Origin of the sequence: Streptomyces sp. NPDC057616 (assembly GCF_042800575.1) — a bacterium.
Lineage (GTDB): Bacteria > Actinomycetota > Actinomycetes > Streptomycetales > Streptomycetaceae > Streptomyces.
This window is the reverse complement of sequence record NZ_JBHVGU010000037.1, coordinates 1-14,986: the sequence shown is the minus strand read 5'-3', so window position 1 is coordinate 14,986 and position 14,986 is coordinate 1. Positions and strand designations below refer to the sequence as shown.

At 73.1% G+C, this 14,986-nt stretch carries 14 protein-coding genes; 4 read left to right on the top strand and 10 right to left on the bottom strand.

Annotated features, from left to right (window positions below; translation table 11 throughout):
* Nucleotides 1–3: 3 nt before the first annotated feature.
* Together ACFU97_RS35585 and ACFU97_RS35580 are read right to left on the bottom strand one after the other, a co-directional pair.
* The gene (locus tag ACFU97_RS35585) at nt 4–1,200 is read right to left on the bottom strand and encodes an RNA polymerase sigma factor (protein ID WP_384264812.1); all 1,197 of its coding nucleotides are present in this window, start codon (nt 1,198–1,200) and stop codon (nt 4–6) included.
* Nucleotides 1,200–1,550: a YciI family protein gene (locus ACFU97_RS35580; RefSeq protein WP_384264810.1), complete on the bottom strand. Its 351-nt coding sequence runs from the start codon at nt 1,548–1,550 to the stop codon at nt 1,200–1,202. The genes ACFU97_RS35585 and ACFU97_RS35580 overlap by 1 nt, the downstream gene beginning before the upstream one ends.
* A 118-nt stretch (nt 1,551–1,668) precedes the next feature.
* Here ACFU97_RS35580 and ACFU97_RS35575 point away from each other — a divergent pair, with 118 nt between their 5' ends.
* The gene (locus ACFU97_RS35575; protein WP_384264809.1) at nt 1,669–2,715 is read left to right on the top strand and encodes an acyl-CoA dehydrogenase family protein; all 1,047 of its coding nucleotides are present in this window, start codon (nt 1,669–1,671) and stop codon (nt 2,713–2,715) included.
* Between the two features lie 19 nt (nt 2,716–2,734).
* Here the strand turns inward: ACFU97_RS35575 and ACFU97_RS35570 are convergent, their stop codons facing one another.
* The 8 genes from ACFU97_RS35570 to ACFU97_RS35535 all read right to left on the bottom strand — a co-directional run bounded on the left by ACFU97_RS35570 (nt 2,735) and on the right by ACFU97_RS35535 (nt 10,311).
* A complete protein-coding gene (locus ACFU97_RS35570; RefSeq protein WP_384264807.1) occupies nt 2,735–3,916 on the bottom strand; it encodes an LLM class flavin-dependent oxidoreductase in 1,182 nt (393 codons plus the stop codon).
* Nucleotides 3,917–3,941: 25 nt separating this feature from the next.
* Nucleotides 3,942–5,126: an SfnB family sulfur acquisition oxidoreductase gene (locus ACFU97_RS35565; protein WP_384264806.1), complete on the bottom strand. Its 1,185-nt coding sequence runs from the start codon at nt 5,124–5,126 to the stop codon at nt 3,942–3,944.
* A gap of 5 nt (nt 5,127–5,131) precedes the next feature.
* Complete coding sequence (gene ssuE, locus ACFU97_RS35560) at nt 5,132–5,686, bottom strand: NADPH-dependent FMN reductase (RefSeq protein ID WP_384264804.1); 555 nt, start codon at nt 5,684–5,686, stop codon at nt 5,132–5,134.
* Between the two features lie 150 nt (nt 5,687–5,836).
* Nucleotides 5,837–6,958, bottom strand: a complete 1,122-nt coding sequence (gene sfnG, locus ACFU97_RS35555; RefSeq protein ID WP_384264802.1) for a dimethylsulfone monooxygenase SfnG — start codon at nt 6,956–6,958, stop codon at nt 5,837–5,839.
* 135 nt (nt 6,959–7,093) lie between these two features.
* Nucleotides 7,094–7,171 carry a putative leader peptide gene (locus ACFU97_RS35550; RefSeq protein WP_384264940.1) on the bottom strand — a complete coding sequence of 26 codons (78 nt, stop codon included), beginning with the start codon at nt 7,169–7,171 and terminating at the stop codon, nt 7,094–7,096.
* 137 nt (nt 7,172–7,308) lie between these two features.
* Nucleotides 7,309–7,461 carry a hypothetical protein gene (locus tag ACFU97_RS35545; protein ID WP_384264947.1) on the bottom strand — a complete coding sequence of 51 codons (153 nt, stop codon included), beginning with the start codon at nt 7,459–7,461 and terminating at the stop codon, nt 7,309–7,311.
* Nucleotides 7,462–7,510: 49 nt separating this feature from the next.
* Nucleotides 7,511–9,640, bottom strand: a complete 2,130-nt coding sequence (locus ACFU97_RS35540) for an MMPL family transporter (RefSeq protein WP_384264800.1) — start codon at nt 9,638–9,640, stop codon at nt 7,511–7,513.
* Nucleotides 9,641–9,798: 158 nt separating this feature from the next.
* The gene (locus tag ACFU97_RS35535) at nt 9,799–10,311 is read right to left on the bottom strand and encodes a MarR family winged helix-turn-helix transcriptional regulator (protein ID WP_384264798.1); all 513 of its coding nucleotides are present in this window, start codon (nt 10,309–10,311) and stop codon (nt 9,799–9,801) included.
* 90 nt (nt 10,312–10,401) lie between these two features.
* On the opposite strand from ACFU97_RS35535, the gene ACFU97_RS35530 reads away from it, so the two are divergent.
* From ACFU97_RS35530 to ACFU97_RS35520, 3 genes are all read left to right on the top strand, one after another.
* Nucleotides 10,402–11,931 (top strand): SDR family oxidoreductase, encoded by a 1,530-nt coding sequence (locus ACFU97_RS35530; protein WP_384264796.1) that lies wholly within the window; start codon nt 10,402–10,404, stop codon nt 11,929–11,931.
* A gap of 74 nt (nt 11,932–12,005) precedes the next feature.
* Complete coding sequence (locus ACFU97_RS35525; protein WP_384264794.1) at nt 12,006–13,379, top strand: cryptochrome/photolyase family protein; 1,374 nt, start codon at nt 12,006–12,008, stop codon at nt 13,377–13,379.
* Between the two features lie 10 nt (nt 13,380–13,389).
* Nucleotides 13,390–14,895 (top strand): cryptochrome/photolyase family protein, encoded by a 1,506-nt coding sequence (locus ACFU97_RS35520; RefSeq protein ID WP_384264793.1) that lies wholly within the window; start codon nt 13,390–13,392, stop codon nt 14,893–14,895.
* The last annotated feature ends 91 nt before the right edge of the window (nt 14,896–14,986 follow it).

The following is a 14,986-nucleotide window of genomic DNA, read 5'->3' as shown; positions in this document are numbered from 1 at the left end:
CGGTCACCGGCGGACGAGTTCCCGCTTGCGGCGTTCCAGATAGCCGCGCTCGGCGGCGCTGTCGCTGCGCGCGATGGCCTCCTCGTACGCCTGGACCGCCTCGGTGCCGCGGCCCAGGCGGCGCAGCAGGTCCGCGCGGACGGCGTGGAAGACGTGGTAGCCGTCGAGGTCCAGCGTGTCGACGAGGTCCAGGGCCGCCTGGGGGCCTTCGGTCTCGGCCACGGCGACCGCCCGGTTCAGCGCCACGACCGGGCTCGGGGCGACGGCCATGAGCTGGTCGTACAGCTGCCTGATCTGGCCCCAGTCGGTGGCGGCCGCGGTGGGCGAGTCGCTGTGGACGGCCTGGACTGCGGCCTGGATCTGGTACGGGCCGGGCTGGTTGCGGCGCAGGCAGCGCCGGACGAGCGCCTGGCCCTCGGCCATCAGGTCGCCGTCCCAGCGGGCCCGGTCCTGCTCGGGCAGCGGCACCAGCGCGCCGTGCGCGTCCTGGCGGGCGGGCGTGCGCGCGTCGACGAGGAGCATGAGCGCGAGCAGCCCGGCAGCCTCGGGCTCGTCGGGCATCAGCTCGGTGAGCAGGCGGCCGAGCCGTACGGCCTCCGCGCTCAGCTCGGGCGTGCCGGCGTACCCCTGGTTGAAGATCAGGTAGACGACCGCAAGGACGCCCCTGAGCCGGTCCGGGAGGTCGGCGTCGCGGGGCACGCGGTACGGGATCCGGGCGTCGCGGATCTTCGCCTTGGCGCGGACGAGCCGCTGGGCCATCGTCGGCTCGGGCACCAGGAAGGCGCGCGCGATCTGCGGGGTGGTGAGTCCGCCGAGCAGCCGCAGGGTGAGCGCGACCTGGGCCTGGGGTGCGAGGGCCGGGTGGCAGCAGGTGAAGATCAGGCGGAGCCGGTCGTCGCGCACGGGGCCCTCCTCGGCCGGTGCGTCGGGGCTGTGCAGCAGGGCGGCCTCGGCGTGGCGGGCCGCGCGGGAGGACTCACGGCGCAGCCGGTCGATCGCGCGGTTGCGCGCGGTGGTGATGATCCAGCCGGCCGGGCTCGGCGGCACGCCGGAATCCGGCCAGGTCCGCAGGGCCGCGGTGAAGGCGTCCTGCACCGCCTCCTCGGCGAGGTCGATGTCGCCGAGGAAGCGGACGAGCACCGAGACCGCGCGCCCGTACTCGGCGCGGAAGACGGCCTCGACGTCGGGGGCGCCAGGCATCAGTGCTGGTCCACGAAGGGCCGCACCTCGATGGGCAGGGTGGTGGCCCGCACGGCCTTGCGGCCCCACTCCAGCGCCGCGTCCAGGTCGGCGGCCTCGATCAGGCAGAGCCCGCCGAGGTACTCCTTGCCCTCGGCGTACGGCCCGTCGGTGATCAGCACGTCGGCACCGGAGGGGCGGAGCATGGTCGCCGTCTCGGGGCCGTGCAGCCCTCCGGCGAAGACCCAGACCCCGGCGTCGCGCAGCTCCTGGTTGAAGGCCTCCACGTTGCGCATGATCTCGCCGAGCTCAGCCTCGGACGGCGGCTGCCCGTCGGTAGGGGTGACCACGCTGAGCAGGTAGTGCGTCATGACGTCCTCCTGTGTCGGATGGTGTTCCACCTCCTACACGAACGGTGGGCCCCCGGATCGACACCGCGCACGGCCGGATCGGAAGATTCTTTTCCGCGGCATCGGGAGAATCTCTTCCATGACCGCCGTACCGCACCCGCTCGTCTCCGCCGCCCGCACCCTCGCCCACGACCTCCTCGCCCCGCAGGCGGCGCGGGTCGACCAGGAGGGCGTACCCCCGAGCCACATCGAGGCGATCAGAGGCGCGGGGCTGCTGGGGGTGGGCGCGCCCCGGGAGTACGGCGGCGCGGACGCGTCCGACGCGGTGGCACGTGAGGTGTCGGAGATCCTGGCCGGGGCATGCTGCTCGACCTGGTTCGTGCAGACCCAGCACCACACCCCGGTGAAGCTGCTCGCGCGGGCCGAACTCCCCGTGCGCGAGCGGCTGTTGCGTCCGCTGGCGACGGGTGAACTGATGGCGGGCATCGCGTTCGCCCACGTCCGCGCCTTCCCCCGGGTGCCGGTGCGGGCGCGCGCCGACCGCGGCGGCTGGCGCTTCGACGGGACGGTGCCCTGGTACACGGGCTGGGGTCTGAACGACGTGATGCTGCTGGCCGGCGTGACGGAGGCCGACGAGGTGGTGTTCGCCTTCACCGAGGCCCAGGAGCAGCCGGGACTGCGGCCCTCGCCGCCGATGCGGCTGGCGGCGCTGAGTGCCGCCCGCACGGTCTCGCTGGAGCTGGACGGGCTGTGGCTGCCCGACGAGTCGGTGGTGCTGCGCACCCCGCAGGACAAGTTCGCCCTCGTCGACCGCCCCCGCAACACCAACGCCTCCCCCGCCGTCTTCGGCGTGGCCGAGGCCGCGCTCAGCCTGCTGGACGGGGCCGGGGAGGCGCGCACGGCGCGCGCACTGCGCGACCGGCTCGGCGAGGTGCGCCGGCAGGCCTACGCCCTCGCCGCGCACCCCGTCCCGCACGAGCGCGTCGAGGAACGGCTGGCGCTCAAGACCCGGGCCTACGACCTCATGCGCGCCGCCACGACGGCGGCGATCGTGGCCGGGGGCGGCCGCGCGATGAGCCTGGACGGCACCGCGCAGCGGCTGGCCCGCGAGGGGATGTTCCTGCTGGTGCAGGGCCAGACCTCGGAGGTGCGCGACGCGCACCTCGCCGCGCTCGCGCGGCTGTGAGGCGAGGAGTGCCGTACGGCTAACTCGCGAACGGCACCTGGGCCCGCGGCGCCGTCTCCTCGCCGAGCGGATGCCGCCACAGTCCCTGGGCCGCGAGCCGCGGCAGGACGCCCTCGCCGAACCAGTACGCCTCCTCCAGGTGCGGATAGCCGGAGAGCACGAACTCGTCGATGCCCAGGGCGTGGTACTCCTTGATCCGCTCGGCGACCTCGTCGTGGCTGCCGACGAGCGCGGTGCCGGCCCCGCCGCGCACCAGGCCGATGCCGGCCCAGAGGTTGGGGTGGATCTCGAGGGCGGTGGGGGTCCCCCCGCTCGAGGGACGTCGAGAGTGGGGGAGGTTGCCGCCCCCGTGCAGGGCGAGCATGCGCTGCTGCCCCGTGGACTCGCTGCGGGCGAGGCCGGCCTGGACGGACCGCACGGTCTGCGGGTCGAAGCCGTCGAGCAGCCGGTTCGCCTCCGCCCATGCCTGCGCGGACGTGTCGCGGGTGATGACGTGCAGCCGGATGCCGAAGCGCAGGGTGCGGCCCCGTTGCGCCGCCAGGCCCCGGATCCACGCGATCTTCTCGGCGACCTGCGCGGGCGGCTCGCCCCAGGTGAGGTAGGCGTCGACGTGTCGCGCGGCGACCTCCCCGGCGGCGGGCGAGGACCCGCCGAAGTACACGTCGGGGACCGGGTCGGGCACCCGGGCCAGCTTCGCGTCCTCGACGCGCAGGTGCTCGCCGTGCAGATCCACGGTCCTTCCCGCCCACAACTCCCTGACGATCTGCAGGAATTCACCGGTGCGCCGGTATCGGGCGTCCTTGTCGAGGAAGTCGCCGTAGGCCCGCTGCTCGTGGCTCTCACCGCCGGTGACGACGTTGAGCAGCAGCCGTCCGCCGCTCTGCCGCTGGAAGGTGGCGGCCATCTGGGCGGCGAGTGTCGGCGAGACGAAACCGGGCCGGAAGGCGACCAGGAACTTCAGCCGCTCGGTGTTCTGGCTGACCATGGCGGTGGTCAGCCACGCGTCCTCGCACCAGGCGCCGGTCGGGGTGAGCGCCCCCACGAAGCCCAGGTCCTCGGCGGCGCGAGCGATCTGGCTCAGATAGGTGACCGTCGGCGGCCGGTCCCGTCCTGCGGCGGTGGCGGGGGTGCCGTGGCCTCCGCCGACGACATGCCGGCTGTCGCCGTTGGTGGGCAGGAACCAGTGGAAGGTGAGGGACACGTGGGGTCTCCGATCAGGCGTGTTTCTACAGGAGGCCGTGGCGGGGCGGCCGGGTGCCGCTCAGCACGTAGCGGCCGATGTGCTGCAGCTTCCAGCGGGGTGGATCGTGCAGGGTGTGGGTGCGGGCGTCGCGCCAGTGCCGGTGCAGATTCAGAGAGCTGAGGGCCGAGCGGGTGCCGGACACCTCGAACAGGGCGCTCGCCACATCGACCGCGGCCTGCGCGGCCTGCACCTTGGCCGCGGCGACCGCGACGGACGCCTCGGCGGCGGAGTCGTCGGTGAGGCCGGCGCTCGCGGTGTCGACCGCGCGGGCCGCCTCGCGCAGCAGCGCCTCCGCCGCCCTCGTGTGCAGGGCGAGTTCGCCGATGCGCTGGATCAGCAGCGGGTCCTCGGCGGCCGTCTCGGCGCCGCTCTCGAACCAGGGACGGCTCTTGGTACGGACGAAGGCCACGGCCTCGGCGAGCGCCCCCACGGCGATGCCCGTGTCGATGGCGGCGTGCAGCAACTGGGCGACGGCGCCGTGGAGTTGGGGGCCCTCGAAGGTGAGGTGGTGCGGCAGGACGCGGTCACCCGGCACCGGGACGCCGTCGAGCCGGACGGTGCCGCTGGCCGTGGTCCGCTGGCCGAGGCCGTCCCAGTCGTCGACGACCTCGACGCCGGGGGCGTCGGCGGGGACGTAGGCGACCTGCAGGGTGTCGTCCTCGGCGCGGGCGAGCACCGGGATCCAGTCCGCGAAGAGGGCGCCGGTGGAGTAGTGCTTGACGCCGGTGAGGACGTACGAGCCGTCCGGCCGGGATTCCAGGCGGGTGCGGATGTCCTGGACGTGCCGGGTGCCCGCCTCGGACTGGGCGTTGCCGAAGCGGCGGCCGGCGAGGAGTTCCGCGAAGAAGAACTTCCGTTGTTCTTCGGTGCCTTGGCGGCGGATGACGTTGACGTAGACGAAGTGGCTCTGCGGGATCTGGGCCAGGCTGGCGTCGGCGGTGGCGAGCAGGCGGAAGATCTCGGCGAGGGTCGACGCGCCCACGTCCGCGCCGCCGTGCTCGGCGGGCACCGTGACCGCGAGCAGCCCGGAGGCCGACAGGCGGTCCAACTCCTCGCGTGGGAGCCTGCGTTCGGCGTCGCGCGTGGAGGCTCCCGCGCGGAAATCGTCGGCCAGCCCGGCCGCGACGGCGAGGGCCTCCGCGTCGTCCGCGACGACATGGGCGGACACGGCGCTCAGCTCGCCGCGGCCAGCAGCGGGGTACGGCCCAGGGCCAGCGAGAACTGGTCCACCACCTGGCCCAGGGCCTCGGCGGCGGCCGGGGCGACGGTCAGGGAGCCGTCCTCGTCGACGGAGATGTCCTTGTCGAGGGTGAACCAGCCCTGCACGATGTGGCTCGCCCCCATGGAGTTGAGGACCGGGCGCAGCGCGTAGTCGATCGCCAGGACATGGGCGGTGGAGCCGCCGGTGGCGAGCGGCAGCACGGTCTTGCCGGTCAGGGCGTACTGCGGGAGCAGGTCGAGCAGCGCCTTCAGGACGCCGGAGTACGCGGCCTTGTAGACGGGTGTGCCGACGACCACGCCGTCGGCCCGTGCGAAGAGTTCGGCGGCCGCGGTGATGGCGGGATGGCGGAAGTCGGCGCCGAGCAGCGCCTGTGCGGGGATGGTGCGGACGTCGAGCGGGATCACCTCGTGGCCCTGGGCGATCAGCCTCTGGTCGAGGTGGCGCAGCAGGCGGTTGGTGCGCGAGGAGACGGAGGGGCTGCCGGAGACGGACAGGACGGTGGGCATGGGTCCTCTTTCGGGGAGCGGTCGCGGGAGGCGTCGCGGGACACGGTGACAGCAGGCGGTCGCAGGGCGGTCGCGGGACGTGGCACGGGCGCCACGCGCTACGGCGGGCGGTGGGGCGGCGGACGGTCGGTCGGCGTGGCCGGCTGCCGGTCAGACGTGCAGGGGCGCCGGGTCGGGCCGGCGGTCGGGGAGCCGGGACTCCAGCTCGCGCACCAGGGGCAGCACGCGCCGCCCGAAGTACTCGACCTCCTCGTGGTAGTGCAGGAATCCGAGGAGGAAGAGGTCGACGCCGAGCTGCCGGTAGGCGACGATGCGCTCCGCGATCTGCTCGGGTGTGCCGATGAGCCCCGTACGGAAGCCGTCGTTGTACTGGACGAGGTCCTCGAAGGAGGAGTCCTGCCACATGCCCTTCCGGTCGGCGGTGGACTGACCGGCCTGCTTCACCGCACCGCGGAAGCCCTCGACGGCCTCGGTGTCGGCCTTGGCGACGATCTCGCGCAGCGTCTCGCGTGCCTCGGTCTCTGTGTCGCGGGCGACGAGGAAGCCGTTGAGGCCGAACTTCGGTTCGCTGCGGCCGGCTTGAGCCGCCGACGCCCGTACGTCCTCGATCTGCTCGACGACTCCGCCGAAGTCCTTGCCGTTGGAGAGGTACCAGTCGGAGACCCGGCCGGCCATCGCGCGGGCGGCCGACGAGTTGCCGCCCTGGAAGATCTCCGGGTGCGGCCGTTCGGGAGTGCTGAGCGGCTTGGGCTTGAGGGAGAAGTCCCGCAACCGGTAGAAGTCCCCGGCGAGTTGGGTGTGGTCCTCGGTCCAGATCTGGCGCAGGGCGTGGATGAACTCCTCGGAGCGGCGGTAGCGCTCGTCGTGCTCCAGCCAGGGCTCCCCGAGGGCGGTGAACTCGCCCTTGAACCAGCCGGAGACGACGTTCACGGCGAAGCGGCCGCCCGAGAGGTGGTCGGCGGTGGCGCCGAGTTTGGCGAGCACGCCCGGGTGCCAGAGCCCGGGATGGACGGCGGCGATGACCTTCAGGCGCCGGGTGGCGAGGAGGAGGGCGAGGCTGAAACTGGTGGACTCGTGCTGGTACTCGGCGCCGTAGCTCGCCATGTAGCGGACCTGGCTGAGCGCGTAGTCGAAGCCGTTGTCCTCGGCGAGGACGGCGAGTTCGCGGTTGTACTCGTAGCCCCAGTCGGTGCGCTGCTCGATGGTGCTGGTGACGAGTCCTCCGCTGACGTTGGGTACCCAGTAGGCGAATTTCGCGGGCTCTTGGGGCATGCGGAACTCCTGTTGCGGAATTTCGGGCACGCCGAATTCGAAAGGGCGCGACAGCGCGGTGAATTCAGGCGATGGGAGAGAAGACGCGGCACGCGGGTGTGGCGTGTCGCGGAATACGGCGGATCCGGGTGCGGATCAGGCCGCGTGGCAACAGGAGGCGCTGGAGACACGTGCGAGGTCGACATGGCGTCGCCGCGTGAGGTCCAGTCGCATGGTCATGCCGTCGATCGTGGCAGGCGGCGCCGAGAAGCGTCAAGGAATTCCCGACGGTTCTCGTATGGCGGAATGCGGAATTTCATGGGCGGTTGACGGGAAACCCGTCAACCGCCCGTCGGATCAACCGTGTTCTGTCAGTCGTCGTCGCCCGTCGGTACCACCACGAGGAACGCGTCCGACTTCAGGTCCATGACGACGGTCGCGGACTGGCCCTCGGCGCGGCGCTTCGCGGCGTACTCCTCCGCCGGCCACGATCCACGAGGAGCTCCGGCTGGGAATCGCTCCAACACCTTCGCGCCCATAGCGGCCGACACCTCCAGTTTCGTTCCTCGTGCTTCACCCGGCTGCTTGCCTACAGTCCGCCTGCCCGCGATCCGCGTGGTCATGTGCGGCGGCCTGGGCGGATCCGCGCCACAGCCGTCCGGGCCACCACGCCACCCCGCCCAGGTCCCGTACGAGAGCGGGCACCAGCAGCGACCGCACCACGAGCGTGTCGAGGAGGACGCCGAAGGCGACGATGAAGGCGATCTGGGCCAGGAAGGCGAGCGGGATCACGCCGAGGGCGGCGAAGGTCGCGGCGAGCACCACACCGGCCGAGGTGATCACCCCGCCGGTACCGACCAGTCCGCGCAGGACACCCTGGCGCACCCCGTGCCGCAGGGACTCCTCCCGCACCCGGGACATCAGGAAGATGTTGTAGTCGACGCCCAGCGCCACCAGGAACACGAAGCCGTACAGCGGCACCGAGGGGTCGCTGCCGGTGAAGCCGAGGACGTGCTGGAAGACCAGCGACGAGACTCCCAGCGTGGCAAGGAAGTTGAGGCCCACCGTCGCCACGAGCAGCGCGGGCAGCAGCAGGGAGCGCAGCAGCACGGTCAGGATGAGGAAGATGATCGCGAGGACCACGGGCACGATCAGGGTGCGGTCCCGCTCGGCGGTCTTCAGGGTGTCGTACTGCTGGGCGGTGTAGCCGCCGACGAGGGCGTCCGCCCCCGGCACGGCGTGCAGGGCGGTCCGCAGCCGGGCGACCGTGCTCTTGGCGGCGTCGCTGTCGGCGGCCGCGCTCAGGGTGACGTCCACCCGCACCCGCCCGTCCACGACGAGCGGTGTACCGCCCGGGCGTCCGGACTCGGTGACACCGGCGGCCGAGGCGACGCCCTTGGTCGTACGGGCGGCGGCGACCACGCGGTCCAGGCGTGCGGCGTCGGCGATGACGACGGTGGGGTTGCCGGAGCCGCCCGGGAAGTGCTCGGCGAGGGTCTGCTGCGCGGCGACCGACGGCGCGTCGTCGACGAAGGTCTCGTCGAGCGGGACGCCCTTGGCGACCAGGGTGGGAGCGAACGCGGCGCATGCGAGCAGGACGGCCAGCGACACCGCCCAGACCTTGCGCGGCGCCCGGTCGACGAGCGCCGCGACGCGCCGCCACACGCCGTGGCCGTCGGCGGCGGGGCGCGGGGTGGCCGGCCAGTAGGCGGCGCGGCCCAGCAGGACGAGCACGGCCGGCAGGAAGGTCAGCGAGCTGATGACGGCGCACACGATGCCGATCGCGCCGACCGGCCCGAGCGCCCGGTTGTTGGTCAGGTCGCTGATCAGCAGGGCGAGCAGCCCCAGGGCGACGGTCGCGGCACTGGCGACGACGGCGCCCCACGACTGCCGCAGCGCGGCCCGCGCGGCCGCGAACCGGTCGGCGCGCTCGGCCAGTTCCTCGCGGTAGCGGGCGGTGATCAGCAGGGCGTAGTCGGTGGCGGCACCGATGACGAGGATGGAGAGGATGCCCTGCACCTGGCCGTCGACCCGTACGAGACCGTGGTCGGCCAGGGCGTAGACGACCGCACAGGCGAGACCCAGGGCGAACACGGCCCCCAGGATGATCACCAGTGGCAGCAGCACACTGCGGTAGACGAGCAGCAGGATCACCAGTACGTCCGCCAGGGCGACGGCCAGCAGCAGCCCGTCGATGCCCGCGAAGGCGTCGGAAAGGTCGGCCTGGCCTGCTGCCGGCCCGGCCAGCTGGACGGTGGCGCCGGGGACCTGTTGTGCGGCGGCGTGGATCCGGTCCAGGCTGTCGCCCAGCCGCTTGCCCAGGTCGGGCCGCAGCTGCACGACCCCTTCGAGCGCCTTGCCGTCCTTGGACAGGAGCGCGGGCGACACGTCGCCGGTCACGCCCGGCACGTCCGTCACGGAGGCGAGCGCGCGTCCCGCCGCCGCCTGCCGGTCCCTCATCGAGCCGTCGCCGTCGTCGGTCCACACGACGACGGCGGGCAGCGTCTCGTCCTGCCGGAAGGCCCGCTGCGCGGCGATCACCTGGGTGGATTCGGCGCTGCGCGGCAGGAAGGCGGCCTGGTCGTTGGTGGCGACCTCGCCGAGCCGGCCGGCGAACGGGCCGAGGACCCCGCCTATGCCGATCCAGACGACGAGCAGGAGCAGGGGCAGGAGGATGCGGCCCCGGCGCGGGGTGAGGGACATGGCTCTCCAGGCTTGGCGGTCAGGTAACTCAATCAAAAACAATCTCAATGATTGAGCTATATGGGTGCCGATCGTAAGCGACAACGGATCTTCCACCATCCGGTCCCCTGCGGATGCAGCCGGTTCGAAACCGGCCGGACGCGGCGGCTTTCCGCAGCTCAGGTACCGGGTGACCGCAGCGGGGCGAGTTCCGCGTTCATGGCCGCCAGGAAGCGCAGCACGACCGACAGCTCCTCCTGGGTGAACTGCGCGCAGGCCGCGTCCGCCGCCTTCGCGAGCGGACGGAAGTAGGTGCGGGCCGCCGCCCTGGCGTCGGCCGCGTAGTAGAGGTGCACCACCCTGCGATCGGCGTTCTCCCGGACCCGGCGGATGTGCCCGGCGCGCTCCAGCCGGTCGACGCAGGCGGTGACGGCGCCCGAGGTCAGCCCCAGGTGCTCGCGCAGCCGCTTCGGGGTCATCGGCTCCTCGGCGTCCAGGATCGCCGCGAGGGCCTGGACGTCCGTGGCGTGCAGTCCCTGATCACCGGCGAAACCATGGACCAGACGGTTGATCTCGCCGTTCATGCGGCGCAGCTGCACGGCGAGGGAGTGCAGGCCGGCCCCCTCGGCGGGTACTCGGTCAGATCCCGGCGAGGCGGCTGCCGGCTGCTCCCGGTCGTCTGCTGTGGCCACGCGATCAGCCTATAGAAGGGCCCGCATCCGATGCGGCGGCGCCCGTGGAAGTGATCACAGGAGCACATCGACGCGAAGGACTCCGAGCTGATGAACGCTGACGACGACGGAAAGGGCCTGCACTGCCTGGTGACCGGGGCGACGGGATACATCGGCGGCAGGCTGGTGCCGGAGCTTCTCGACGCGGGGCACCGCGTCCGCTGCCTCGCCCGCTCCCCCGGCAAGCTGCGCGACCATCCGTGGTCCGGGCAGGCCGAGGTGGTCAAGGGCGACGTCACGGACGCCGGCTCGGTCGCCGAGGCGATGCGCGGCATCGACGTCGCCTACTACCTGGTGCACGCGCTGGGCACGGGCGACGACTTCGAGGAGACCGACCGGAAGGCGGCGCGCATCTTCGGCGAGGCCGCCCGCGCCGCGGGGGTGCGGCGCATCGTCTACCTCGGCGGCCTGACGCCCGCGCACGTGCCGGAGCGCGAGCTGTCGCCGCACCTGCGCTCACGCGCCGAGGTGGGCCGGATCCTGCTGGACTCGGGCGTGCCCACCACGGTGCTGCGCGCGGCCGTCGTCATCGGCTCGGGCTCGGCCTCCTTCGAGATGCTGCGCTACCTCACCGAACGCCTGCCGGTGATGGTCACCCCGAGCTGGGTGCGCACCCGGCTGCAGCCCGTGGCGGTGCGGGACGTGCTGCGCTACCTCGTCGGCAGCGCCGCCATGCCGGCCGACGTCAGCCGCGCCTTCGACATCGGCGGTCCGGACGTGCTGACGTACCGGGACATGATGATGCGCTACGCCGCGGTCGCGGGACTGCCCCGGCGCGTCATCGTGCCGGTGCCCGTGCTCACCCCCCGCCTGTCCAGCCACTGGGTCGGCCTGGTCACCCCGGTGCCCGCGTCGATCGCCCGGCCGCTGGCGGAGTCGCTGCGCCACGAGGTCGTCTGCGACGAGCACGACATCGCGCGCCACATGCCCGACACGGACCGGCAGCCGATCGGCTTCGACGAGGCGGTACGGCTGGCCCTGCAGCGCATCCGCGACGCGAAGGTCACCACCCGCTGGTCGTCGGCCTCGGTGCCCGGCGCACCCAGCGATCCGCTGCCCACCGACCCCGACTGGGCGGGCGGCAGCCTCTACACCGACGAGCGGGAGCTGCCGGTCCATGCCTCGCGCGGGGCGCTGTGGCGGGTGATCGAGGGGATCGGCGGGGAGAACGGCTGGTACTCCTTCCCGCTGGCCTGGGCGGTGCGGGGCCGGCTGGACCGGCTGGTGGGCGGCGTGGGGCTGCGCCGGGGCCGGCGGGACGCCGCCCATCTGCGCACCGGCGACTCGCTGGACTTCTGGCGGGTCGAGGAGATCGAGCCCGGCCGGCTGCTGCGGCTGCGCGCCGAGATGCGGCTGCCGGGCCTCGCCTGGCTGGAGATGTACGCGGAGGACGACGCCGGCGGCCGCACCCGCTACCGCCAGCGGGCCCTGTTCCACCCGCACGGGCTGCTGGGCCACGCCTACTGGTGGAGCGTCTCCCCCTTCCACTCCGTCGTGTTCGGCGGCATGGCCCGCAACATCGCCCTCGCCGCGGTCCGCAACCAGATGGGGCCGGAAGGCCGGACCGCGTCCGGGGGCTGACGGCCGCATCCGCCGCGTCCGCAGGACCCGAAGCACCTCGAAGGCCGCCCCTCACCCGCTCCCCGGAGATCACCATGAACGTCTCGGTCGTCCTGTTCACCGCGGATCTGCGTCTGCACGACCATCCCCCGCTGCGGGCCGCGAACGAGGCCGACGAAGTGGTGCCCCTGTTCGTCCGCGACCGGGGCGTCGCGGACGCCGGGTTCGCCGCCCCCAACCGGCTCGCCTTCCTCGCCGACTGCCTCGGCGACCTCGACGGCGGGCTGCGGGAGCGGGGCGGCCGGCTGATCGTGCGCTCGGGCGACGTGGTCGACGAGGTGTGCAAGGTGGTCGCCGAGACGGACGCCGACGAGGTGCACATGGCCGGTGACGTCAGCGCCTACGCGCATCAGCGCGAGCAACGGCTGCGCCGCGCTCTGGAGTCGGAAGGGCGGCGCCTGCACGTCCACGACACGGTGACCACGGCCGTGACGCCCGGCGAGGTCACCCCGGCCTCCTCGGACCACTTCGCGGTCTTCACCCCCTACTTCCGGCAGTGGTCCCAGGTGCACCTGCGCGACACGCTCGCGGCACCGCGCACGGTGCACGTCCCGAAGGGTGTCGGCTCCGAGGAACTCCCGTCCCGCTCCGGCATGTCGGGGCTGTCCGAGGGCCTGGCGGCCGGCGGCGAGGCCGAGGGCCGCAGGCGCCTGTCCTCCTGGCTGCGCAGCGGGATCTCGGCGTACGAGGACCGCCACGACGACCTGGCCGGCGACGCCACCTCGCGCTTCTCGCCGCATCTGCACTTCGGCACGCTCTCCCCCGTCGAACTCGTCCACCGGGCGCGCGCCGCGGGCGGCCCCGGCGCCGAGGCGTTCGTACGGCAGATCGCCTGGCGCGACTTCCACCGCCAGGTCCTCGCGGCCCGGCCCGCGTCCGCCGGCTCCGACTACCGCACCAAGCACGACCGTTGGCGCTCGGGGCGCGAGGCCGAGGAGGACGTCCGGGCCTGGAAGGAGGGCCGCACGGGCTACCCGATCGTCGACGCGGCGATGCGCCAGCTCGGCCATGAGGGCTGGATGCACAACCGGGGCCGCCTGCTGACCGCGAGCTTCCTCACCAAGACCCTCTACGTCGACTGGCGCGAGGGCGCCCGCCACTTCCTGGAGCTCCTGGTCGACGGCGACGTCGCCAACAACCAGATGAACTGGCAGTGGATGGCCGGCACCGGGACCGACACCCGCCCCAACCGGGTCCTCAACCCCGTGACACAGGCGAAGCGTTACGACCCGGACGGCGCGTACGTCCGCCGCTGGGTGCCGGAGCTCGCCGGGATCGAGGGCCCGTCGGTGCACGAGCCGTGGAAGCTGCAGGGGCTGGACCGCGCCGCGCTCGACGACTACCCCGACCCGGTCATCGAACTCTCCGAGGGACTTGCCCGGTTCAAGCACGCCCGCGGCCGCGACTGAGGAGCTCCCCATGGCCACCCCCCACTGGCTGTTCGGCGACCAGCTCGGCCCGCACTTCCTGACTCCGGGCGACGGCGGTCCCGGCCGCGGCGCACCGGTCGTGATGATCGAGGCCCGGTCGGTCTTCCGCCGCCGGCGCTTCCACCGCGCCAAGGCCCATCTCGTCCTGTCGGCAATGCGGCACCGCGCGGCCGAACTCGGCGACCGGGTGCGGTACGTGCAGGCGGAGACGTACCGCGAGGGGCTCCGGAAGGCGGTGGACGAGGGGCCCCTGACGGTGCATCACCCCACCTCGCGTGCGGCGCTCCGGCTGGTGTCGTCGATCCCCGGCCTCACCATCCTGCCCGTGCGCGGGTTCCTCGTCCCGCAGGAGGACTTCCGCGCCTGGGCGGACGGGCAGGGCGGGCAGAAGCTGCGCCAGGAGGACTTCTACCGCTGGGTGCGGCGCGGGCACGGGCTGCTGATGGACGGCGGCGAGCCCGCGGGCGGCCGCTGGAACCACGACCACGACAACCGCGAGCCCCCGCCGAAGGGGGAGCGGACGCTGGGGGCGCCGGCCCCCTACCGGCCGCGCGAGGACGACGTGGACGAGGAGGTCCGCCACGACCTCGACCGCTGGGAGCGGGAGGACGGCATCCGGTTCGTGGGACGGGACGGCCCGCGGCTCTTCCCGGCCACGCGCCGCGAGGCGCTCGCCGCCCTGAGCAGGTTCGTCGAGCACCGGCTGGCGGGCTTCGGGCCGCACGAGGACGCCATGCTCGCCGCCGACCCGGTCATGAGCCACAGTCTGCTGTCGTCCTCGCTGAACCTCGGGCTGCTGGATCCGCTGGAGTGCGCCGAACGGGCCGAGGACGCCTGGCGCGCCGGGTCCGCGCCGGTCAACAGCGTCGAGGGCTTCGTACGGCAGATCGCCGGATGGCGCGAGTACGTGTGGCAGCTGTACTGGTACTTCGGCGAGGACTACCGCCGGCGCAACGCGCTGCACCACCACGCCCCGCTGCCGGAGTGGTTCCTGGAGCTGGACGCCGAGGCGGTCACCGCGAACTGCCTGGCGACCGTGCTGGCGCAGGTGCGCGACACCGGCTGGACCCACCACATCCCGCGCCTGATGCTGCTCGGCAGCCACGCCCTGCAGCGGGGCTGGGACCCGGCCGCGGTGACCGACTGGTTCCACCGCTGCTTCGTCGACGGCTACGACTGGGTGATGGTGCCGAACGTCGTCGGGATGTCGCAGTACGCCGACGGCGGCCGTATGACCACCAAGCCCTACACCTCGGGCGGTGCGTACGTGCACCGGATGAGCGACCTGTGCGGCCCGTGCGCCTGCCGCCCCACCGACCGCGTCGGCGACCGCGCCTGCCCCTTCACGGCGGGCTACTGGTCCTTCCTCCACCGCCACCGCACCCGCCTGGAGGGCAACCCGCGGATGTCGCAGGCGGTGCGCGGCCTCGACCGGCTCAGCGACCTCGATGCACTGCTCCACGAGGAGAAGCAGCGGCGCGACGCACCGCCCTGACCTGCCGGCCCGCCATAGGATCTACCGGCCCGCTAGGACCGCAGGTCCCGCAGCACCTCGCGCGCGGCGCGGGCGCCGGAGGCCAGCGCCC

Bases quoted from the DNA above. Each gene is read 5' to 3' on its own strand.
- ACFU97_RS35585 (WP_384264812.1), bottom strand. From the start codon at position 1,200: ATGCCTGGCGCCCCCGACGTCGAGGCCGTCTTCCGCGCCGAGTACGGG.
- ACFU97_RS35580 (WP_384264810.1), bottom strand. From the start codon at position 1,550: ATGACGCACTACCTGCTCAGCGTGGTCACCCCTACCGACGGGCAGCCG.
- ACFU97_RS35575 (WP_384264809.1), top strand. From the start codon at position 1,669: ATGACCGCCGTACCGCACCCGCTCGTCTCCGCCGCCCGCACCCTCGCC.
- ssuE (WP_384264804.1), bottom strand. From the start codon at position 5,686: ATGCCCACCGTCCTGTCCGTCTCCGGCAGCCCCTCCGTCTCCTCGCGC.
- sfnG (WP_384264802.1), bottom strand. From the start codon at position 6,958: ATGCCCCAAGAGCCCGCGAAATTCGCCTACTGGGTACCCAACGTCAGC.
- ACFU97_RS35550 (WP_384264940.1), bottom strand. From the start codon at position 7,171: ATGCGACTGGACCTCACGCGGCGACGCCATGTCGACCTCGCACGTGTC.
- ACFU97_RS35540 (WP_384264800.1), bottom strand. From the start codon at position 9,640: ATGTCCCTCACCCCGCGCCGGGGCCGCATCCTCCTGCCCCTGCTCCTG.
- ACFU97_RS35530 (WP_384264796.1), top strand. From the start codon at position 10,402: ATGAACGCTGACGACGACGGAAAGGGCCTGCACTGCCTGGTGACCGGG.
- ACFU97_RS35525 (WP_384264794.1), top strand. From the start codon at position 12,006: ATGAACGTCTCGGTCGTCCTGTTCACCGCGGATCTGCGTCTGCACGAC.
- ACFU97_RS35520 (WP_384264793.1), top strand. From the start codon at position 13,390: ATGGCCACCCCCCACTGGCTGTTCGGCGACCAGCTCGGCCCGCACTTC.